Annotated in this window: 18 protein-coding genes; 13 read left to right on the forward strand and 5 right to left on the reverse strand. The window is 71.3% G+C overall.

Annotation, left to right across the window (positions count from 1 at the left end; translation table 11 throughout):
* Positions 1 to 12: 12 nt before the first annotated feature.
* Positions 13 to 801, reverse strand: coding sequence for a GntR family transcriptional regulator (locus ABZ261_RS03315; RefSeq protein ID WP_356854856.1), 789 nt, complete (start codon positions 799 to 801; stop codon positions 13 to 15).
* A 109-nt stretch (positions 802 to 910) separates the two neighbouring features.
* Here ABZ261_RS03315 and ABZ261_RS03320 point away from each other — a divergent pair, with 109 nt between their 5' ends.
* From ABZ261_RS03320 to ABZ261_RS03335, 4 genes are all read left to right on the forward strand, one after another.
* Complete coding sequence (locus ABZ261_RS03320) at positions 911 to 1,318, forward strand: NUDIX hydrolase (RefSeq protein ID WP_356854953.1); 408 nt, start codon at positions 911 to 913, stop codon at positions 1,316 to 1,318.
* A gap of 46 nt (positions 1,319 to 1,364) precedes the next feature.
* On the forward strand, positions 1,365 to 1,793 hold the full coding sequence (locus tag ABZ261_RS03325; protein WP_356854857.1) for an ATP-binding protein: 429 nt from the start codon (positions 1,365 to 1,367) through the stop codon (positions 1,791 to 1,793).
* Positions 1,787 to 2,170, forward strand: coding sequence for a hypothetical protein (locus ABZ261_RS03330; RefSeq protein WP_356854858.1), 384 nt, complete (start codon positions 1,787 to 1,789; stop codon positions 2,168 to 2,170). Before ABZ261_RS03325 ends, ABZ261_RS03330 begins: the two co-directional genes overlap by 7 nt.
* A gap of 972 nt (positions 2,171 to 3,142) precedes the next feature.
* The gene (locus ABZ261_RS03335; RefSeq protein ID WP_356854859.1) at positions 3,143 to 3,415 is read left to right on the forward strand and encodes a hypothetical protein; all 273 of its coding nucleotides are present in this window, start codon (positions 3,143 to 3,145) and stop codon (positions 3,413 to 3,415) included.
* Positions 3,416 to 3,647: 232 nt separating this feature from the next.
* Here ABZ261_RS03335 and ABZ261_RS03340 read toward each other — a convergent pair whose 3' ends face one another.
* Positions 3,648 to 4,322, reverse strand: coding sequence for a hypothetical protein (locus tag ABZ261_RS03340; protein ID WP_356854860.1), 675 nt, complete (start codon positions 4,320 to 4,322; stop codon positions 3,648 to 3,650).
* 375 nt (positions 4,323 to 4,697) lie between these two features.
* Here ABZ261_RS03340 and ABZ261_RS03345 point away from each other — a divergent pair, with 375 nt between their 5' ends.
* Positions 4,698 to 5,603, forward strand: coding sequence for a hypothetical protein (locus tag ABZ261_RS03345; RefSeq protein WP_356854861.1), 906 nt, complete (start codon positions 4,698 to 4,700; stop codon positions 5,601 to 5,603).
* Positions 5,604 to 6,021: 418 nt separating this feature from the next.
* Here the strand turns inward: ABZ261_RS03345 and ABZ261_RS03350 are convergent, their stop codons facing one another.
* Positions 6,022 to 6,504 (reverse strand): helix-turn-helix domain-containing protein, encoded by a 483-nt coding sequence (locus tag ABZ261_RS03350; RefSeq protein ID WP_356854862.1) that lies wholly within the window; start codon positions 6,502 to 6,504, stop codon positions 6,022 to 6,024.
* Positions 6,505 to 6,587: 83 nt separating this feature from the next.
* Between ABZ261_RS03350 and ABZ261_RS03355 the strand changes: the two genes are divergently transcribed.
* From ABZ261_RS03355 to ABZ261_RS03390, 8 genes are all read left to right on the forward strand, one after another.
* A complete protein-coding gene (locus ABZ261_RS03355) occupies positions 6,588 to 6,965 on the forward strand; it encodes an HGxxPAAW family protein (protein ID WP_356854863.1) in 378 nt (125 codons plus the stop codon).
* A gap of 167 nt (positions 6,966 to 7,132) precedes the next feature.
* Positions 7,133 to 8,005, forward strand: coding sequence for a DUF2797 domain-containing protein (locus ABZ261_RS03360; RefSeq protein ID WP_356854864.1), 873 nt, complete (start codon positions 7,133 to 7,135; stop codon positions 8,003 to 8,005).
* Positions 8,006 to 8,195: 190 nt separating this feature from the next.
* Entirely contained in the window at positions 8,196 to 8,936 is a 741-nt protein-coding gene (locus tag ABZ261_RS03365; protein WP_356854865.1) for a response regulator transcription factor, read from the forward strand.
* Positions 8,933 to 10,519 carry a HAMP domain-containing sensor histidine kinase gene (locus tag ABZ261_RS03370; protein ID WP_356854866.1) on the forward strand — a complete coding sequence of 529 codons (1,587 nt, stop codon included), beginning with the start codon at positions 8,933 to 8,935 and terminating at the stop codon, positions 10,517 to 10,519. The genes ABZ261_RS03365 and ABZ261_RS03370 overlap by 4 nt, the downstream gene beginning before the upstream one ends.
* 13 nt (positions 10,520 to 10,532) lie before the next feature.
* Positions 10,533 to 11,897, forward strand: a complete 1,365-nt coding sequence (locus ABZ261_RS03375) for a bifunctional glycosyltransferase family 2/GtrA family protein (RefSeq protein ID WP_356854867.1) — start codon at positions 10,533 to 10,535, stop codon at positions 11,895 to 11,897.
* Entirely contained in the window at positions 11,894 to 14,068 is a 2,175-nt protein-coding gene (locus tag ABZ261_RS03380) for a glycosyltransferase family 39 protein (RefSeq protein ID WP_356854868.1), read from the forward strand. Before ABZ261_RS03375 ends, ABZ261_RS03380 begins: the two co-directional genes overlap by 4 nt.
* A 66-nt stretch (positions 14,069 to 14,134) precedes the next feature.
* A complete protein-coding gene (locus ABZ261_RS03385; protein WP_356854869.1) occupies positions 14,135 to 15,520 on the forward strand; it encodes an MFS transporter in 1,386 nt (461 codons plus the stop codon).
* Between the two features lie 102 nt (positions 15,521 to 15,622).
* On the forward strand, positions 15,623 to 16,381 hold the full coding sequence (locus ABZ261_RS03390; protein WP_356854954.1) for a TetR/AcrR family transcriptional regulator: 759 nt from the start codon (positions 15,623 to 15,625) through the stop codon (positions 16,379 to 16,381).
* A gap of 168 nt (positions 16,382 to 16,549) precedes the next feature.
* Here ABZ261_RS03390 and ABZ261_RS03395 read toward each other — a convergent pair whose 3' ends face one another.
* Entirely contained in the window at positions 16,550 to 17,371 is an 822-nt protein-coding gene (locus ABZ261_RS03395; protein WP_356854870.1) for a YceI family protein, read from the reverse strand.
* A 97-nt stretch (positions 17,372 to 17,468) separates the two neighbouring features.
* On the reverse strand, positions 17,469 to 19,982 hold the full coding sequence (locus ABZ261_RS03400) for an MFS transporter (protein ID WP_356854871.1): 2,514 nt from the start codon (positions 19,980 to 19,982) through the stop codon (positions 17,469 to 17,471).
* Positions 19,983 to 19,984 lie beyond the last annotated feature (2 nt).

Genomic DNA, 19,984 nt, shown 5'->3' on the forward strand with positions numbered 1-19,984 from the left:
GAACCATGCCGATCAGGTCGCCGGAAGCTGGTACGACAGAACGTATGCGTCCGCTGCCATGACCGTGTCGCAGACCTCGACGGCCCGCCCTTCAGAGTCGAAGGCAGTCCGGATCAGATGGATGACGGGCACGCCGGCCGCCAGGTGCAGCGTCTTGACCTCGGCAGGCGAGGGCATCCGGGCGCGGATCTCCTCCTCGAAGTGGTCGAGGTGGTGACCCAGCTCTTCGAGACGGGCATAGATGCCGCCGGGGCCGGGGTTGGGCTCGGCGATCGGGGTCCCGCGGGCGATGTCGAGCGGGAGGTAGGAGGTGGCGAACTCGACCGGCCGCCCGTCGAGGAGATACCGGCGCCGACGGGCGAGTACCCGCCGCACCGAGCCGAGCCGGGTGGAGATGTCCTGGCTCGCCTTCTCTTCCTTGACCTCCAGGCTGTCGACCGTGGGGTGACTGCCGGCGGCGTCGGCCTCCACGATGAAGGCGGACTTGCCCTGCTCACGGTGCCGCCGGGCGAACCGGTCGGAGGCGAGTCGGCGCACCGGGGGGCGCGGCCGGACGAAGACGCCCTTGCCGTGCTCGGCGTGCACCAGGCCCTCGCCCGTGAGGACGGAGAAGGAGTTCCGGACGGTCATCCGGGAGACTCCGTAGTGCTCGACAAGTTCCGCTTCGGAGGGCAGCTTCTCGCCCTCGCGGAATCGCCCACGGTCGATGGCCTCGCGCAGCTGGTCGGCGATCTGCCGGAAGACCGCACGATCGCTCGTGGGGTCGAGATCACCGAGGAGGCCCGAAGGGAGAGGGCTCACGTGAGTACTCCTTTAGGTATCTAGACGAGTGGGCGAGTGGTGTTGCTACGGTGGAGAGCCTAGCCAGCCGAGAGGGCCGAGGAACGTGAGCACTGAACGCCCGCACTCCGTGAGCGTCGCCGGGGTCGTCGTGGACGACCAAGGCCGGGCCCTCCTGATCCAGCGCCGGGACAACGGTCACTGGGAGCCGCCGGGCGGCGTCCTCGAACGCGAGGAGACCATCCCGGAAGCTCTTCAACGCGAAGTCCTCGAAGAGACCGGCATCAAGATCGCGCTTCCCGCGACCCTGACCGGCGTCTACAAGAACATGACGGGCCTGATCGTCTCGCTGGTCTTCCGCTGTGAAGCCGCCGACGGTGTGCCCACCACCGGTGACGAGACCCGCGCACTGCGCTGGGCCACCCGCGAAGAGGTCACCGAGCTTGCCGACGAGGCATACGCGATCCGCGTCTTGGACGCACTCGACGCGGCGTCCCCGCCGGCCATTCGCGCCCACGACGGCGTGAAACTCGTCTAGCCCGAACCCGCTGCACATGGCGGCCTACCAGCACGAAGGAACTTGTATGCACGAGTATACGAGTACAGCCCGGGTCTGGGGGCTGAGTTGCCCAGGATTCCCAGAAGAAGTGAGCCGGGCCCGCCGATGGACCCGTGACATCCTGCGCGGCTCCCCCTTAGCCGACGACGCCGAACTGATCGTGAGCGAGCTGAGCACGAACGCGATCCGCCACACGGCAAGCGGCTGGGAGTCCGGCAGCTTCCACCTGGCCGTCGCGGTCTCCGCTCAGGTGGTCGCGGTCTCGGTCACGGACGACGGCGGTACGGGCACGGCCCCGAAGGTCGAGCACCAGGACCAGGACGCCGAGCGCGGCCGAGGACTGGGCATGGTCAGCGCCATCGCCCACCGGGTCGTCGTGCACGACAGCGACCAGGGCCACACGGTAACTGCGGAGCTGTACGCGGATGCCCGGTGGGGAGGTCGCCCATGCTGATGAAGCCACCACAGCGGGGCTACTGGTGCGAGTGCTGGACCGAGGACCTGACCGAGGAGTGGCCGCCGGCACTGCTGGCATCGTTCGACGCCTACACCGCGCCGCAGGCGGACCGCTGGGTAGCGGTCGTACTCCGCACGATCTCACCGGCACTGGACGCGGACGCATCGGACGCGGCGTGGCAGTGGCTGTACGAAGGCCGCATCGAGACCCGCCGAGCCCTGCTGCGTGCCGAGCCGTGCACTGTGTCTGTCACCCACGCCAGAACCCGGATCACGTGGACCATCCGACCGGTGCTCTTCCTGCCCCTGGCTCACCGCCAGGGTGCCGAACTACCGGCGTGTGCGTACGTCTTCAAGCCCCACGGGACCTACTGAGTTACAACTTTCTCTACTGGTTCAAGGCGGCTCGCTCCGCTCCCCGCGCGCGGCCCGGCCCCCGGCCGGGCCTGCGCTCCTGCCTCCGTCCCGCTCCAGCCCGGCCGGTGTCCGTGCCGCGCGCATAGCAGCGAGCCGAAGAGACCACAAGGCGGGTGCCACTAGGAGCGGCCACGGTCAGAACGATGCCTCCGGCGGGGGATCGGCCGGCACCGGGATGGAGGGGGCGCCGTTCCCGGCTGCGGGTCCGTAGTGGCGTGCATGGGACGCTCCCATCCCGTACACCGTCGACCCAGGCAGAGCCGAGCAGACGCGGCCCCTGGCGTCCAGGTCGTTCGTACAGTGGCGCGCTCCACCTGGACGCCAGGAACCACGCCCGCTCCACGGTGTGTGGGTCGACGGCGTACGGGATGGGAGCTGGGGGTGGGTGGTGGCTTGGGCAGGGAAGGCCAAGCGGCATCAAGGTAAGGGATGCAAATGCGCACAGCCTCTTACTCTGTGGCTCATAGCGTGTACTCCTGTGCACCGTTAGAGGCGATCTTGATCCAGCTGGGGAAGTTTTTCTTCTACACAGCTGGGGGCGAGGAAACTTGCTGGTCAGTGGGCCTCTCTCATGTGATGCGGGCGGTTATCCACAGGCTCGTCCCGCAGGTTGCACACAGCTGTAGGTCAAGTCTCCACAGAACCGGCGGGGTTGTGCCCAGGGCCTGTGGATAACCAGATTGGCTGGTGGCGAGGGGCGTGCCACTATCAGCAAGCCAAGCGGCGGGACTGTCCTACCAGACAGCGCAGTTGACGTTGAGCGGGTTTCACGTGAAACGGCCGATGGAAACAACTCCCGAGTCACTAAGTGGAGTTGGCCCTCTCATTTGTCAGTGGCGTGCCGTAGAAAGGTCAGGCCCAAACGAGACGCGGGGCGCACCCGAGCACTTTGGCGAGAGGCAGGTGCGCCCCGAGAGAGCCAGGAGGAACATGAACACGCCCCGTCTGACCCGCGACGCCCAGCTTCAGCACGGAAGCTTCGGCGCTAGTACCACTGTTCCACGAGCCACTGACAACGCCCAGTGGGTATGGCTCGGAGCAGTAGTCAGCTGCGTGATCGGAGCCCAGCCCCTTGCCGCAGCCCTCGATTCGGCGACGCAGCTGGTCACAGTGATCATCGTGCTGTTGCTTGTCCGAGCGCACCTGCAGAGTCAGCCTCGACTGCTGTCGCGGGAACTCGTCAAGGACAACGCTGATGTCTGAAACCAGTGGCTGACACCCACAGAGGCGAATAATGACGGATGTCGCTGGACCTGCACGGACCAGCGATGCAGGTCGAAGGCCGATTGATCCAGTACGTCCAACCGGCGTGATTGACCTGACGGGAATGTGCACGGACATATAGTGTCGCCCATATGGGCGCCGGCCTTTCCTCGGTCGGCGCCCAACGGCGCGAATCACTCATTGAAGCCCGGAGCGTACGACTGCCTTTGTATCAGTCGCCCTGTTCTAGCTCAGGGGTGATTTTCGATGGCTGTACTGAGCGATAGACAGCGAGCGGGATGACGGAAATTGCTGGCCAGGTGGGTGCTTCACTGAAGCCGAAGCCCTCCATCGCCCTGCTTGTCTCTTGGATCATCCTTTCAAGGACTTGGCGGTTCACTTCGCCGTCTGCCACTGCCTCTTGAAGCGTCGCCATTATACGTTCGTAGCGAATGGTCGGCGAGATGGTGTCGCGCTCAGGGATTCGACTGATCGTTGCGAGGGTGGTCCACTCCTGAGGGTCTGCCCCCAAGCGCGAGAATAGGACCGTCTTCTCCCCTGCCAAATAATTCCCAGGATCAGAAATGACGCCTGAAAATTGATAGTCCCATTCATTCTGACCGCAAGGGTACACGCGAAGCGTGAGATGCTCCCCATACATCGCATTAACGATCTTTTCCACATCGTGCGAAAAGGCGGAGTCGTCAGTCACCGAGGAAAACGCGTTCACGGATGCTGCGAATGAAGCAGGGTAAATGATACTTGTCGGTCCTTTGACTCGAATTAGTGATCCCGGATTCAGTGCTCGATGAATACGGCCTCGATTCCAGTTCTTAGGCTTCTTGGATACTTCACTGACATCTAGGAGCATCTGGGCATACTCGGCGTCGTCTTCGAGCATCGCCACGTGCAAATCCGCGAGGGAGCGAACCTCCTGGTTCCTTGTTCCCTCGTCATGTTGTGGGCTATCCAAGTCCGTGAGGGAAGCAGTCCACTGTCGCGTGTGGTCTGAGCGTCTCGTTTCTGGCAGGCCCGAAGAGAGTTGAGCAAGGAGAGTCCTGACCCGCAAGGTGTCGACGTAGAGGTACTCGCGCACACTCACAGCAGCATCACTCGGTCTGTCAGGCATGAAGGCTCCGGACGCTCGGGCAGGCAACATTGGGCCTACTGGCCTAGACGCGGTCGCTAACGATGTCAAGCTTTGGCCAAACGTTACTGGCTGGTAGCCGTGCTCGGAAACTTCTTCTGGAGGGTTCGCCCCCGGTGGCGGTACGCTCGCCAGGTGTCTATCGGGGCAGATGAGTTGAGCATCCTGGAGTACATCTACGACCAGTCTGGTGGTGACCTGGATCAAGGCGTGCATCTTTGGCCACATTTCGAGCAGCGCGACTTTGGGCCTGCCGTGCGTAGACTCCATAAGGCTGGCCTCATTAATTTGCACTCAATAGCGGGCGACTACAGCATCAGCTATTTTGGAATTAGCCAAGTATCCGAACTGCGCGCGAAAAGGCGTAACGGCCCCGCTCGTACGGCGGCTCTGCGTAAAGCATTGGTGCTGTGGCTGTATGATTCCTATATCGGTGCGGAAGCGCCAGCGACAACTGAGGAGTTCGGGGCCTCGGATCGAGCCTTGTTCTTCGGGCAACCTTTCAGTGATCGTGAAACGGGACTCGCCGTTTCCTATCTGCACTCAGTCGGCCTGATTCAAGGGCTGAAAGTCGATCAATCTAACCATCTGCTCGCCCCATCGCTCACCGTTAAAGGGGTTGATTGTGCAGAGAGTGAGAAGCCAGTGTCTGATTTCTTGAATCCTCCGGCGTCCAACGGGCCGACGTTCAACGTGCGAGTCGATGGGTCGCAGAACGTCGTGGTTGGAACTCAGTCCGCCTTTACGCAAAACAACAACTCGGGAATCGATCCCGCCGTCCTCGCTCAGCTCACCCACTTCGCGACTGTCGCACGCCAGGGAATTCCCTCCTATGGCCTGCCGGAAGAGCAGCAGGTCGAAGTCGAGCGCATCTCAAACGAGTTGGAGGCGGAGGCGAGTGGCGATGCACCGGAGCGTGGCCGCCTCCGTCAGCTGTCTGATCGTCTCATGGCTGCGATTGCACCGGCTGCGGGCAACGCCTTGGGTGGAATGGTCATGGCACTTGGTGAGCAGGCTGCGCACGCGATCGCAGGGTCCTGATAGGAACCAAGCTTGCGGCGGTACAGCAGCCAAGTACAGCAACCACAGCAACCGGCTCCGTCCGACAGTGTCTGTGGAGGGCCGTAGTGCGACCGGTATGACCCTCCCCGACCTTTGCGCATAGAGCTACGGATCAGAAGGTTGCAGGTTCGAATCCTGCCGAGTGCACACAGACGAGAGGCCCCGGAGAGATCCGGGGCCTCTCGCGTTTCCGGGGGGCGGCAGCGAATCGCGGCAGCGGGGCGTGATCGCCGGCTGCCGTGCGCCGGAGGCTCCGGGCGTGCCGGAGCTCGCGACGCCGCGGACGCTCGCCGGGCGTTCCTCCGGGGGCGCCGTCCCATCGCCATCGCCCGGAAGGTGCCCCGCAGCGCGCCGATCGACAGGGGAAGCGGTGGTGACGCTTCCAGGTGACAGCTGCTCAGGCCTCGGGGTCCCGGTTCAGGTCCTCCAGGGACTCGTGGGCCAGGGCCGTGGCGCGGGTGAACCAGTCGGTGATGACCGCCAGTTCCTCCGGGGAGTAGTCGGAGAACAGGGCCGCCAGGCGCTGGTAGTGGCTCGCGTACACCGCCTCGACGCGGGAGACGGCGGCCGGTACGGCGGCCACGCGGACGCGGCGGCGGTCGGTGGGGTCGGGGCGGCGGGTGACGTAGCCGGCGCGTTCGAGGCGGTTGAGGATGCCGGTCACCGCACCGGTGGTGACGTGGGCCCGGGCCGCGAGGTCGCCCGCCGTCAGCAGGTCGTCGCCGGCCTCCAGGACGAAGCCGAAACAGGTCAGGTCGGTGACGTTGAGGCCCAGTCGCCGGGCCGCCTCCTGCTGTCCGATCAGGTGGGCGGCGATGAGGTGGTCCATCGCCGACAGGGCCTGGGCCGGAGTGGCGGGCGGGCGCGGCGTGCCGTCCATCTTTCGCAATCCCTTAGCTCGTGAGATATTAGGGTTGTAAATCTCTTAGACCGTGAGGCAATCTCGCCTGTGGAGGCGTTTCCATGAGTCTGTACGACGAGGGTCACACGATCGCCGGATGGACCGGCGTGGGCATCGTCGCCGTGGGCGGCAGCGTGGCCGGCTGGGGAGTGTGCACGGCCTCGCTGCCGCTGATCCTCGGCGGGCTGGCCGTCGTGGCGTCGAGCGCCGTGGTGACCTGGGTCCTGCACCTGTCCGGCTGGGGCAAACCGCCGGGGGTGCGGCCGCGGGAGCAGTGGGGGATGCGGGTCCGGGACACCCAGGCCAGGGAGGGTCATCCCGGCTGCGTCGGGTGCCGGCTGGCGGGACGGGGGCGGCGACGGCACGCGACCGCGCCGGTGACCGCGGCGCCGCTCGTGGGCGCGGACGCGGAACCGGTGCGGCTGTCTCCCGTCGAGTGACCCCGCCCGCCCGCCGGGCGGGGCGGTCGCGGGTGGTCCGAGCGCCGCGGGGTGCGGCCGGCCTCCCGGATCCGGCGCACGGCGGGCCCGTCCGGTGACGTCGTCGCCGGCGCCGGCCGTCACCGTGCCCGGGCCGTTGTCGGTGCCGGCCCTTACCCTCGCACCCGATGGCACAGGTGTGGAGATGCGCGGGGCTGCGGTGGGCGCCGGACGGCCCGGTGCTCATGTGGGACGGCGGGCGGCGCAGCGAGCCGGCCCCGGGGAAGCCGGTCGCCTTCGCGGTGCCGGAAGGGGGCGTCCGCAGGTGCGTGGGGGCGCGGGGGCATGCCTGCCCGCGCGGCGCCGCCGTGCCCGGGCGCGGTACGGGGGCCCGGTGCGAGGAGTGCGCCCGTCTGGACCGGGCGCACTCGGTGGCCGCCGACACCCTCGCGGACGACCCCCGCCCCTACCGGGTCTACCTGGCCTGGTTCGGACCCGGCATGGTCAAGGTCGGCATCACGGCCGTCGAGCGCGGCCCGGCCCGGCTGCTCGAACAGGGCGCCGTCTGCTTCAGCTGGCTCGGCACCGGTCCGCTGATGGCCGCGCGGCGCACCGAGGAGCTGCTGCGGGCCGCGCTGCGGGTGCCCGACCGGATCCCGTACGACCGGAAACGGGCGGTGCGGTCGGCGCTGCCCGCGTCGCGGGCGGAGCGCGCCGCCGAGGTGCGGGAGCTGCACGCGCGGGCCGCCGCGCTCGCGGGGTGGCCGGAGTCGCTGCGGCCGGAGCCGTGCGAAGTCGTCGACCACGTAGGGCTCTTCGGGTTCGAGGGGGCCCCGGAGGCGTGGGGCGAGGTGGTGGAGATCGTGCCGGGCGGGGAGGTGCGCGGGGAGCTGGTCGCGGCCGCCGGGCCCGACCTGCATCTGCGGGCCGGCGGTCGCGGGGCCGTCGTCCTCGACACCCGGCTGATGGCGGGGTGGGACCTGGTGCCGGCCAGGTCCGCGGCGGTCCGGTGCACGTTCCCCGTCCGGGAGTTCAGGAGGGAACCGGACGGGCTGTTCTGAGGGGGCGGGGGCGCGGGCGTCCCGGCGCGGGAACCATCGAAGGCGCCGGCGCGCGAGCCCGTGGACCGGCGCCGGCGTGCGGACTCGCAGGAGGAGCACGGGAGTTGGCCGGCGGGCGCCCCGGTGTTTCTCAGGGAAATCACAGAATCGTGCAAGCGTCTTCTCAGAGGCTCCCGTCATGGTGGCCACCATGACCACGACCTCGCCCCAGGGACGCACCGCACTGCTGAGGCCGGACGGGAGCCCCGTCCGGGTGCTTGTGGTGGACGACGAGCTGTCCATCACCGAACTGCTGAGCATGGCCCTCCGCTACGAGGGCTGGCAGATCAGGAGTGCCGGGGACGGGCAGGGGGCCGTCCGCACGGCCCGTGAGTTCCGGCCCGACGCCGTCGTGCTCGACATGATGCTGCCGGACATGGACGGGCTCACCGTGCTCGGGCGGCTGCGCCGCGAACTGCCGGACGTGCCGGTGCTGTTCCTCACCGCCAAGGACGCGGTGGAGGACCGCATCGCCGGGCTCACCGCCGGCGGCGACGACTACGTCACCAAGCCGTTCAGCCTCGAAGAGGTCGTCGCCCGGCTGCGCGGGCTGATCCGCCGGTCCGGGGCCGCCGACCGGCGCTCGGACTCGGTGCTGGTCGTCGGCGACCTCACCCTCGACGAGGACAGCCACGAGGTGTCGCGGGCCGGGGAGAGCATCCACCTCACCGCGACCGAGTTCGAGCTGCTGCGCTTCCTCATGCGCAATCCCCGGCGCGTGCTCAGCAAGGCGCAGATCCTGGACCGCGTGTGGTCGTACGACTTCGGGGGGCAGGCCAACGTCGTCGAGCTGTACATCTCCTACCTGCGCCGGAAGATCGACGCCGGGCGGGAGCCGATGATCCACACCCGGCGCGGGGCCGGTTACCTGATCAAGCCCGCCGTGTCGTGAGCGGCCGGCGGCCGCGACCGCCGAAGCGGCGGGCCGGGCAGCCGCGCACCCTGCGGACCCGGCTCGTCGTCGCCTCGCTGACGCTGATCGCCGTGGTGTGCGCGGTGATCGGCACGGTGACCGCGCTCGCGCTGCGCTCGCATCTGTACGAGCAGCTGGACGGGCAGGTCGCGGAGGCCGGCAAGCGCCTGTCGGGGCCCGTGCGGCCCGGCGCCGCCAGGGACCCGGCGGCGGCGGACCGGCTGACGGGCTTCGTGAGGGGGCCGACGCAGCCGGGGACCGTCGCCGCCGAGATCGGCGCCGACGGCACGGTCACCCGTGCGGTGATCGCCGAGCAGGCCACCGCCGAGAACGGCCCCTTCCAGCGCAACGAGGCCGTCGCCCTGACCGCCCGGCAGCGGGCCGCCCTCGCCGGGACACCCGCCACGGGCACGCACACCGTCGGCATCCCGGGCCTGGGCGAGTACCTCGTGCGGTACGTCACCGGAGCCGAGGGCGACTACTACGTCGCCCTGCCCACCGAGTCGGTCACCTCCACCGTCGACACCCTGATCCTCGTGGAGGTCAGCGTCACCGTCGCCGGCCTGGTCGCCGCCGGCATCGCGGGCTCGGTCCTCGTCGGCGTCGCCACCCGCCCCCTGCGCAAGGTCGCCGACACCGCCACCCGGGTGTCCGAACTCCCCCTGCACACCGGCGAGGTGATCCTCAGCGAGCGGGTCCCCGAGTCCGAGTGCGACCCGCACACCGAGGTCGGCCGGGTCGGCGCCGCGCTGAACCGGATGCTCGACCACATCCACGGCGCGCTGCACGCCCGGCAGGAGAGCGAGACGCGGGTCAGGCAGTTCGTCGCCGACGCCGGCCACGAGCTGCGGACGCCGCTCGCCTCGATCCGCGGGTACGCCGAACTGACCCGGCGCGGCAGGGAACAGGTCGGGCCGGACACCCGGCACGCGCTCGGCCGGATCGAGTCCGAGGCGGGCCGGATGACGCTGCTCGTGGAGGACCTGCTGCTGCTCGCCCGGCTCGACGCCGGACGGCCGCTGCAGTTCGAGCGGACCGACCTCGTCCCCCTCGTCGTGGACACGGTCAGCGACGCGCGCGCGGCCGGGCAGGACCACGTGTGGCGCCTGGAGCTGCCCGAGGAACCCGCGCTCGTCCGCGCCGACCCGGCCCGGCTCCAGCAGGTCCTGGTCAACCTGCTCGGCAACGCCCGCACCCACACCCCGCCGGGCACCACCGTCACCGCCCGCGTCCGGCGGCGCGGACCCTGGCTGTGCGTGGACGTCGAGGACGACGGCCAGGGCATCCCTCCCGAGCTGCTCCCGCACGTCTTCGAACGGTTCGCGCGCGGCGACTCGGGGCGCTCCCGCGCCACCGGCTCGACGGGGCTGGGCCTCGCCATCGTGCAGGCCGTGGCGGCGGCGCACGGCGGCGCCGTGACCGTCGACAGCGAGCCCGGGCGGACCGTGTTCACGGTGCGCCTGCCCGCGCTCCCGGGGCGGCCGCGGCGGCCCGGCCCCCGCGGCGCACAGCACTCACAGGTGCGCCACAGCGCCACCACACGGGCACGACAGGGCGGTTGACGACGGTCGGGTCATGCGAACCGACTCTTTCCCCGGCACCCTGCCGGCGCGGGAGCACCTCCCGGCCGCAGACGCCGGTACGCCTGTCCTGGACGTGGTGATACCCGTCCACAACGAGGAGAAGGACCTCCAGCCGTGCGTCCGCCGGCTGCACGCGCACCTGACGCGCACCTTCCCGTACGCCTTCCGCATCACGATCGCGGACAACGCGTCCACGGACGCCACCTGGCTGGTGGCGGCGCGGCTGGCACGGGAGATACCCGAGGTGGGCGCACACCACCTCCCGGAGAAGGGGCGGGGGCGGGCGCTGCGGGCCGTGTGGTCGGCGTCGGACGCCCCGGTCCTCGCCTACATGGACGCGGACCTGTCCACCGACCTCAACGCCCTGCTGCCGCTGGTGGCGCCGCTGATCTCCGGTCATTCCGACCTGGCGATCGGCTCCCGGCTGTCGCGGACCTCACGGGTGGTGCGCGGCCCGAGGCGGGAGGTGATCAGCCGGGCCTACAACCTGATCCTGCGCGGTTCGCTGCGGGCCCGCTTCTCGGACGCGCAGTGCGGCTTCAAGGCGATCCGGCGCGATGTGGCGCGGGTGCTGCTGCCGCTGGTGGAGGACACCGGCTGGTTCTTCGACACCGAGCTGCTGGTGCTCGCCGAGCGTGCGGGCCTGCGGATCCACGAGGTGCCCGTGGACTGGGTCGACGACCCGGACTCCACCGTGCGCATCGTGCGGACCGCCCTGGAGGACCTCAGGGGCGTGTGGCGGATCGGCCGGGCCCTGGCCACCGGTTCGCTGCCGCTGGACCGGCTGACCCGGCCGTTCGGCGACGATCCGCGCGACCGGGAACTGACCGGGGTGCCCGGGGGCCTGGCCCGCCGGCTCGTCGGCTTCTGCGTCGTGGGCGCCGCGTCCACCCTCTTCTACCTGCTGCTGTACAGCCTGGGCCGGCGGTTCTGCGGGGCCCAGACCGCCAACGCGCTCGCGCTGCTGGTCTCCGCGATGGCCAACACCGCCGCCAACCGCCGGTTCACGTTCGGCGTGCGCGGCCGGCGCGGCGCCGTCCGGCACCAGGCGCAGGGCCTGGTCGTGCTCGGCATCGGTCTCGCCCTGACCAGCGGCTCGCTCGCCGCGCTCGACGCGGCCGCCGACAGCCCGGCGCACTCCACCGAGCTGGCGGTGCTGGTCGCCGCCAACCTCGCGGCGACCGTGCTGCGGTTCCTGCTCCTGCGCGCCTGGGTCTTCCCGGACCACGGCGCGCACCGGCAGCCGTACCCGGCCCAGGTCCGCGCCGGCGACGCCGCGGACGGCCACCGCGAGGACGCCGCCCCGCGAACGCGGCCGGCGCGCCCTCACGACAGCACTCCGGGGGACACCCGATGACCGCCTACGACGGCCCGCCGACGGCACAGCGGGGCGGTACGACCGCCGGGGAACCCCACGCGGCCGGTCCGGCGCGGGCCCCGGGGGCCGGTGAGCCCCGGCAGCCGTTCCCGCGCGGTCTGTGGCGCGGGAAGCCCGAGGACCCCCGCTGGGCGCGCCCCGCCCTCCTCGGCCTGCTGGCCGCCACCTGCGTGCTGTACCTGTACGGCCTGAGCGCCTCCGGGTACGCCAACTCCTTCTACTCCGCGGCCGTCCAGGCGGGCAGCACGTCCTGGAAGGCGTTCTTCTTCGGGTCGCTGGACGCGGGCAACGCCATCACCGTCGACAAGCCCCCGGCCGCGCTGTGGCCGATGGAGCTGTCGGTGCGGCTCTTCGGCCTGAACCCGTGGGCGATCCTGGTCCCCGAGGTGCTGATGGGGGTGGCGACCGTCGCCGTCGTGCACGCGGCCGTGCGCCTCCGGTCCGGCCCGGGGGCCGCCCTGATCGCGGGCGGGGTGCTGGCGCTCACCCCCGTCGCGGCGCTGATGTTCCGGTTCGACAACCCGGACGCGCTGCTGGCGCTGCTGACGTCCGCGGCCTGCTACCTCGTCGTGCGCGGCCTGGCGGACGGCCGTACGAAGTGGCTGGTGTGGGCCGGCGTCGCGCTCGGCTTCGCGTTCCTCACCAAGACCCTGCAGGCGTTCCTGGTCCTGCCGGCGCCGGCGGCCGTGTACGCGGTGTGCGCGCCGGTGCCGCTGCGGAGGCGCTTGGGGCAGCTCGCCGCGGCGGCGCTGGCGCTGGTCGTCTCCGGCGGCTGGTGGGTCGCGGCGGTCGAGCTGTGGCCGGCCTCCTCCCGCCCGTACATCGGCGGTTCGCAGCACAACAGCTTCCTGGAGCTGACCTTCGGCTACAACGGCCTCGGCCGTCTCGACGGCGACGAGACCGGCAGCGTCGGCGGCGGCGGCCGCGGCGGCGGCATGTGGGGCGAGACCGGGTGGGACCGCATGTTCAACTCCGAGGTCGGCGGCCAGATCTCCTGGCTGCTGCCCTCCGCGCTGATCCTGCTGGCCGCCGGCCTCGTGGCCACGCGCGGGCGCGGGCGGACGTCGGTGACCCGCGCGTCGCTCCTGGTGTGGGGCGGTTCCCTGCTGACGACCATGGCGGTCTTCAGCTACATGGCGGGCATCTTCCACCCGTACTACACGGTGGCCCTCGCCCCCTGCCTCGCGGCCGTGACCGGCACGGGCGCCGGACTGCTGTGGGAGAGGCGGCGGGAGCCGTGGGCGTCGGTCACCCTCGCCGCGTCGGTGGCCGCCGCCGCGGCCTGGGGGTACGTGCTGCTGAACCGCACCCCCGACTACCTGCCCTGGCTGAGGTGGCTGGTGCTGGTCGGGGGGCTGGTCGCCGCGCTGGGCCTGGTCCTCGCGGGCCGCGTGCCGCGGTGGCCGGCCGCCGGGGCGGCGGCGGCCGGCCTGCTCGCCGCGCTGGCCGGGCCGGCCGCGTACACCCTGAGCACGCTGGGGCAGGGCCACACCGGTTCGATCGTCACGGCCGGTCCGGCGGGCGCGAACATGCGGGGCGGCCCAGGCGGCCCGGGCGGTCCGGGCGGCGACGGCAGGCGGGGCGGCTTCCGCGGCGCGCAGCCCGGCCCGCCGGGGCAGCAGAACCCGCAGGGCCGGCAGAACCCGCAGGGCGACGGCGCGCCGGGCGGCGGCTTCGGCGGCGGCACGCCCGGTGCGCGGGGCGGGCAGGGCGGGCGGACCGCGCAGGGCGGCGGATTCCCCGGCGGCGGCCGGCCCGGCGAGGGCGGCCCGGGCGGCGGCTTCGGCGGCCTGCTGAACGGCGCGCGGGTGTCCTCGGCGGCCCAGAGGCTGCTGGAGAAGGACGCCTCGCGGTACACCTGGGTCGCCGCCTCCGTCGGCTCGCAGAACGCGGCCGCCTACCAGCTCGCCACCGGTGACCCGGTGATGGCGGTCGGCGGCTTCAACGGCACCGACCCGTCCCCCACCCTGGCCCGGTTCAAGACGTACGTGGCCGAGGGGAGGGTCCACTGGTTCATCGCCGGCGGCGGCATGGGCGGCCGCGGCGACAGCGGTTCCGCCTCCCGGATCAGCTCGTGGGTCCAGAGCACCTTCACGAAGGTGACGGTCGGTTCGGCCACCTTCTACGACCTCACACAGAAGGCGGACTAGCGGGCACGGCCGGCCGTCCGGAAACCGCGTTGTACACCGTATAGCACTGGCTATACGGTGTACGGCATGTCCGCTCCCGAAGGCCATCCCCGGCGCTGGCTGATCCTGGCCGTCATCTGCCTCGCACAGCTCACCGTGCTGCTCGACAACACTGTCCTGAACGTGGCCATCCCCTCGCTCACCCGCGAGCTGCACGCGAAGACCTCCGACATCCAGTGGATGATCAACGCCTACTCCCTGGTGCAGTCCGGCCTGCTGCTCACCGCGGGCAGCGCCGCCGACCGCTACGGCCGCAAGAAGATGCTGATCACCGGACTCGCCCTGTTCGGCGCCGGTTCGCTGGTGGCCGGACTCGCCGGCAGCACCGGCCAGCTGATCGCCGCGCGGGCCGGCATGGGGGTCGGCGGCGCGCTGCTGATGACCACCACGCTGGCGGTGGCGATGCAGATCTTCACCCCCGGGGAGCAGCCGAAGGCGATCGGCATCTGGAGCGCGGTCAACGCGCTGGGCTTCGCCGGCGGCCCGCTGATCGGCGGTCTCGTCCTGGACCACTTCCGGTGGGGCGCGATCTTCCTGATCAACCTGCCGGTCGCGGCGCTGGGCGCGGTCGCCGTGGCCGCCCTCGTGCCCGAGTCCAAGAACCCCCGGGGCGACCGCCCGGACCTGCTGGGCGCGCTGCTGTCGACCATCGGCATGGCCGCCCTCGTCTACGCGATCATCTCCGGGCCGGGACACGGCTGGACGTCGGCGCGGGTGCTCGGCACCGGGACCGTCGGGGTGCTGGTGCTGGCGGCGTTCGCCTGGTGGGAGAGCAGGGCCGACGAGCCGATGCTCGACGTCCACTTCTTCCGCGACCGGCGGTTCACGGGCGCGGTCGCCGGGGCCGTGCTCATCGTGTTCGGCATGGGCGGCGCGCTGTTCCTGCTGACGCAGCACCTGCAGTTCGTGCTCGGCTACGGGCCGCTGGAGGCCGGTGTGCGGACCGCTCCGCTGGCCCTGACGGTGGTGGTGCTCAACTTCAGCGGGCTGTCGGCGAGGTGGTCGGCACGGCTGGGCACTCCGGTGTCGATCGCGTCGGGGATGGTGTGCATGGCGGGCGGCCTGGTGTCCATCGCCGAGGTGGACTCGGGGGGCTATGCCGGCACCCTGCTCGGGCTGCTGCTGATCGGCGTGGGGTGCGCGGTGGCGAACCCAGCGATGGCGCACGCGATCATGAGCGCCATCCCTCCGGAGAAGGCCGGGGTGGGGGCCGGGATCAACGGCACGCTCGCCGAGTTCGGCAACGGTCTCGGGGTGGCCGTTCTGGGGGCCGTGCTCAGCGGCTCGGTGGCGTCCGGGGAGTCGCTGGCCGGGGGGCTGGGCGCCGGGCAGCTGGTGGGGGCCGTCGCGGTCCTGCTCGGCGGGTTCGTGGCGGCGGGGCTCCTGCGGCGGGCGGAGCAGGTGTCCGCCTAGGGTCCCCGGCAGGCGGGTAGTCGGGCGGCTGCGGGTGCGTTGTGGCTGGTCGCGCGGCGCCCCTAGGTTGGGACCGTGAGCGGAGACGAGGAAGGGCCGCCGGTGACGAAGCGGGCAGGTCGGTCGGCGCGGACCAGTGTGTGGCTGGAGGAGAGGGCCCGCCGGGGCGGACGGGGCGGGCAGCCCTCCGGGCTCGACCGGGAGCGGATCACACAGGCGTCCGTGCGGCTGCTGGACGCCGAGGGCCTGGCGAAGTTCTCCATGCGGCGGCTGGCCGCCGAGCTGAACGTCACCGCGATGTCCCTGTACTGGTACGTCGACACCAAGGACGACCTGCTGGAACTCGCCCTGGACGCGGTCTACGCCGACCTGCGGCTGCCCGACCCGGACGCCGCGGACGAGGACTGGCGGGAGCAGTTGCGGGCGCTGGCCACCGCCTACCGCGGGCTGCTGGTCCGCCACCCCTGGCTGTCCCCGCTGGCCGGGCGCTACCTCAACATCGGCCCGAACTCGGTCGCCTTCTCCCGCGTCGTCCAGCGGGTGGTGGGCCGGGCCGGGCTGCCCGCGCACGGGGTGACCGGGGCGATCTCCGCCGTCTTCCAGTTCGTGTACGGCTACGGCACGATCGAGAGCCACTTCCTCGCCCGGATCGCGGACACCGGGCTCAGCGCCGACGAGTACCTCGAACAGGCCATGACCATGGTGGCCGAGATCCCGGGGACCGCGGACGTCGTCGAGGAGTCCCGGCACCTCATGGCGGCCCGCGGCGGCGACACCGTGGCCGAGATGCTGGACCGCGACTTCACCTTCGCCCTGGACCTGCTGATCGCCGGCATCGAGGCGATGGTCGCCCGCGGCTGACCGCCCGGCGGCCACCGGTCGCCGTCGGCGAGCCGGGCCGGGAAGCCGCCGGTGGCCGCCGGCCCCACCGCTGCGGCGTCATCCGAGCCGTCGCTGAGGACGACCGGGCGGACCCGCGGGTCGCGCCCGGCGTTGCGGATCTCGCCCCCGCGGCCGGCCCTGCCGTGCCTACGCCTGGGGCAGCGAGTCCCCCTGCACGGCCTGGATGTCCAGTTCCACCTTCAGCGTGGTGCCGATGGCGGCGATGCCCGCCTGGAGGACCTGGTTGTAGTTCATCGCGAAGTCCTCGCGCCGCAGTTCGGCGGTGGCGCGGAAGGCGGCGCGGGTGCCGCCCCACGGGTCGGCGCCGGTGCCGAGGTAGGCCAGGTCGAGGTCGACCGGCCGCACCACTCCGTGCAGGGACAGCTCGCCGTGGACCGTCCAGCGGTCGGCGCCGGCGGCGGTCAGCCCGGTGGAGCGGTAGGTGATCTCCGGGTGCCGTGCGACGTCGAGGAAGTCCGCGGACTTCAGGTGCGTGTCGCGCATGCCGTTGCCGGTGTCGATGGACGCGGCCCGGACGACCGCCTCCACACGCGACCCGGTGACGTCGTCGGGGGCGATCTCGATCCTGCCGCCGAACTCGGTGAACCGGCCGCGCACGCTGGAGATCCCCAGGTGCTGGGCGACCGCGGCGACGGAGGAGTGCGCCGGGTCGATGGTCCAGGGGCCGGGCGGGGGCAGCTCGGCGCCGCCCTGCCGGGCCAGCGTGACCGTGCCGACCTCGGCCCGGCCGCTCGCGGTGACGATCGCGCTGGACGCGGCGGGCGCGTACCCGACGGCGGTCACGATCACCGTGTACGCCCCCGGCGCCAGCTCGGTGGCGTCCCGCACGGCGCCCTCGGCGTCCGCCTCGGCGCGCAGCACCTGCGACCCGGCCGTGTCCGTCACCGTGACGACCGCGTGCGACACGGCCCACCCGTCCCGCGTACGGATCTTCGCGGTCAGTCCCATGCCGTTCTCTCCCTGAACATGTGCGAAAGCTGCTCGTACGAGACCGGCCCGCGGTGGGCGCCCTCGCTCGGGGCGCCCGCCGCGGGCCGGGTGATGACTACTCGCCGGGGTGGGCGAGTGCGATGTCGTGGCCGTCGACGCCGGTTGCAGACACGGTCAGCGCGGTGGCCACCGGCGGGTAGCCCGTCGCGATGACGGTGTACTCGCCGCTGTCCAGGTCGGCGAAGGCGTACGCGCCGTCCGCGCCGGTGGTGGCGGTGCCGACCACGTTGCCCGCCTGGTCGACCAGGGTCACCCGGGCGTCGGCCAGCGGGCCGTGCGGGGACCGGACGACACCCTTCAGGTGTGCGCCGGGGTCCAGGTCGACCTCGATCCGGGTGACGCCGGTGGCGCCGACCTCGACCGGCAGGGCGCGCGGCCGGAACCCGCTCGCGTTGACGGCGACGGTCACCGTGCCGGGCACCAGGTCGGTGAGGGCGAAGTCGCCCTGCTCCCCGGTGGCGGCGGTGGCCAGCAGGTCGCCGCGCACATCGGTGACGATCACCATCGCGCCCTCGACCGGCAGGGCGCTGCCGGCGGCCCGGACCACGCCGGTCAGCCCGCTGGTGCCGCTCAGCAGGATGTCGTACGACAGCGGTTCGCCGCCCACCACGACGGTGGAGGCCTGCGGCTGGTAGCCGTCGGCGGAGGCGATCAGGACGTAGCTGCCGGCGCCCGGGGCGTCCAGCGCGTAGGAGCCGTCGGCCTGGGCGACCGAGCGGCCGAGCTGGCGGCCGGACAGCGAGATGAGCGTGACCGCGGCCTGCGGGACCGGGGCGTTCTCGGCGCCGCGGACGAAGCCGCGCACCGGGATGCCGCCGGCGCTGTCGGCGGCCGTGCCGTCGGACGCCCCTCCGGCGCCCTCGGCGCTCTCGGCGGCCGCGGCGGGGACCGGTCCGGCGGCCGGGGCCTGCGCCTCGGCGACGGCGGGCGCGGCGGCCGGGTCGGTCACCGGAGCCTGGCTTGCGGCGGCCTGGCTCTCGGCGGCCTGGGCGAGCGCGCCCTTCGTCTGGAGCGGGACCTCCTTGATGAACAGGGTGATCAGGAAGGCGACGGCGGCGAGACCGCCCGCGATGAGGAAGACGTCGGCGATGCCGTGGCCGTAGGCGCTCTCCAGCAGCGTCCGGATGGGGGCCGGCAGCTTGTCCATGTCCGGGATGCTGTCGGTGGATCCGGAGCCGCCGGCCAGGGCGGCCCGGTACCGGGGGCTCAGGTCGGCCACGCCGTCGTGGACGTAGTGCGTGATCCGGCGGGCCATCACGGCGCCGAGCGCGGAGACGCCGATCGCACCGCCGAGGGAGCGGAAGAAGGTGACCGTGGAGCTGGCCGAGCCGAGGTCGGAGGGGGCCACCTGGTTCTGCGTGGCGAGCACCAGGTTCTGCATCATCATGCCGATGCCGAGACCCAGCAGGCCCATGAAGACGGCCATCTTCCAGTACGCGGTGTCGTACCGGATGCCGCCCAGCAGCGCCAGCCCGGCCGTCACCAGGACGCCACCGCTGACCAGCCACGCCTTCCAGCGGCCGGTGCGGGTGATGAGCTGTCCCGAGACGGTCGAGGAGACGAACAGGCCGCCGATCATCGGGATGGTCATCACGCCCGACATGGTCGGGGACTTGTCGCGGGCGAGCTGGAAGAACTGGCTGAAGAACACGGTGCCGGAGAACATCGCGACACCGACGAACAGCGAGGCCAGCGACGCCAGCGTGATGGTGCGGTTGCGGAACAGGCGCAGCGGGATGATCGGCTCGCTCGCCCTGGTCTCGACCAGCACGAACAGCGCGCCGAGGACGATCGAACCGCCGACCATCGTGTACGTCTGCCAGGACAGCCAGTCGTACTTGTCACCGGCGAAGGTGACCCAGACCAGCAGCAGGGAGACGGCGGCGGAGATCAGGGTCGCGCCGCCCCAGTCGACCTTGACCTCCCGCTTGACCACGGGCAGGTGCAGGGTCTTCTGCAGCACGATCAGCGCGATCACCGCGAAGGGCACGCCGACGTAGAAGCACCAGCGCCAGCCCAGCCAGTCGGTGTCGGTGATGACACCGCCGAGCAGCGGGCCGCCGACGGTGGCGACGGCGAAGGTGGCGCCCAGGTAACCGGAGTAGCGGCCGCGCTCGCGCGGGGAGATCATCGCCGCCATGACGATCTGCGCCAGGGCGGACAGACCGCCGACGCCGATGCCCTGGAACACCCGGAAGGCGATGAGCATGCCCGGGTTCTGCGACAGGCCGGCCGCCATCGAGGCGACCACGTAGATGATCAGCGCTATCTGGACGAGCGCCTTCTTGCTGTACAGGTCGGCGAGCTTGCCCCACAGGGGTGTGGCCGCGGTCATCGACAGCAGGGCGGCGGTGACCACCCAGGTGTAGGCGGACTGTCCGCCGCCGAGGTCCGCGATGATCTCCGGCAGGGCGTTCGAGACGATCGTGGACGACAGGATCGCCACGAACATGCCGAGCAGCAGCCCGGACAGGGCCTCCATGATCTGCCGGTGCGTCATCGGGGCGTGGCCGGTGCCTCCCCCGTGCTTGGCGTGAGCCCGCACACCGGCTGGTGTGGTCGTTGCCATGG

It is taken from the genome of Streptomyces sp. NPDC006193, from assembly GCF_040613915.1.
Taxonomy (GTDB): domain Bacteria; phylum Actinomycetota; class Actinomycetes; order Streptomycetales; family Streptomycetaceae; genus Streptomyces.

Excerpts from the sequence above, each read along its gene's own strand:
- ABZ261_RS03325 (WP_356854857.1), top strand. The coding sequence starts at position 1,365 with ATGCACGAGTATACGAGTACAGCCCGGGTCTGGGGGCTGAGTTGCCCA.
- ABZ261_RS03330 (WP_356854858.1), top strand. The coding sequence starts at position 1,787 with ATGCTGATGAAGCCACCACAGCGGGGCTACTGGTGCGAGTGCTGGACC.
- ABZ261_RS03335 (WP_356854859.1), top strand. The coding sequence starts at position 3,143 with ATGAACACGCCCCGTCTGACCCGCGACGCCCAGCTTCAGCACGGAAGC.
- ABZ261_RS03350 (WP_356854862.1), bottom strand. The coding sequence starts at position 6,504 with ATGGACGGCACGCCGCGCCCGCCCGCCACTCCGGCCCAGGCCCTGTCG.
- ABZ261_RS03355 (WP_356854863.1), top strand. The coding sequence starts at position 6,588 with ATGAGTCTGTACGACGAGGGTCACACGATCGCCGGATGGACCGGCGTG.
- ABZ261_RS03360 (WP_356854864.1), top strand. The coding sequence starts at position 7,133 with ATGGCACAGGTGTGGAGATGCGCGGGGCTGCGGTGGGCGCCGGACGGC.
- ABZ261_RS03365 (WP_356854865.1), top strand. The coding sequence starts at position 8,196 with ATGACCACGACCTCGCCCCAGGGACGCACCGCACTGCTGAGGCCGGAC.
- ABZ261_RS03375 (WP_356854867.1), top strand. The coding sequence starts at position 10,533 with ATGCGAACCGACTCTTTCCCCGGCACCCTGCCGGCGCGGGAGCACCTC.
- ABZ261_RS03380 (WP_356854868.1), top strand. The coding sequence starts at position 11,894 with ATGACCGCCTACGACGGCCCGCCGACGGCACAGCGGGGCGGTACGACC.
- ABZ261_RS03385 (WP_356854869.1), top strand. The coding sequence starts at position 14,135 with ATGTCCGCTCCCGAAGGCCATCCCCGGCGCTGGCTGATCCTGGCCGTC.
- ABZ261_RS03395 (WP_356854870.1), bottom strand. The coding sequence starts at position 17,371 with ATGGGACTGACCGCGAAGATCCGTACGCGGGACGGGTGGGCCGTGTCG.
- ABZ261_RS03400 (WP_356854871.1), bottom strand. The coding sequence starts at position 19,982 with ATGGCAACGACCACACCAGCCGGTGTGCGGGCTCACGCCAAGCACGGG.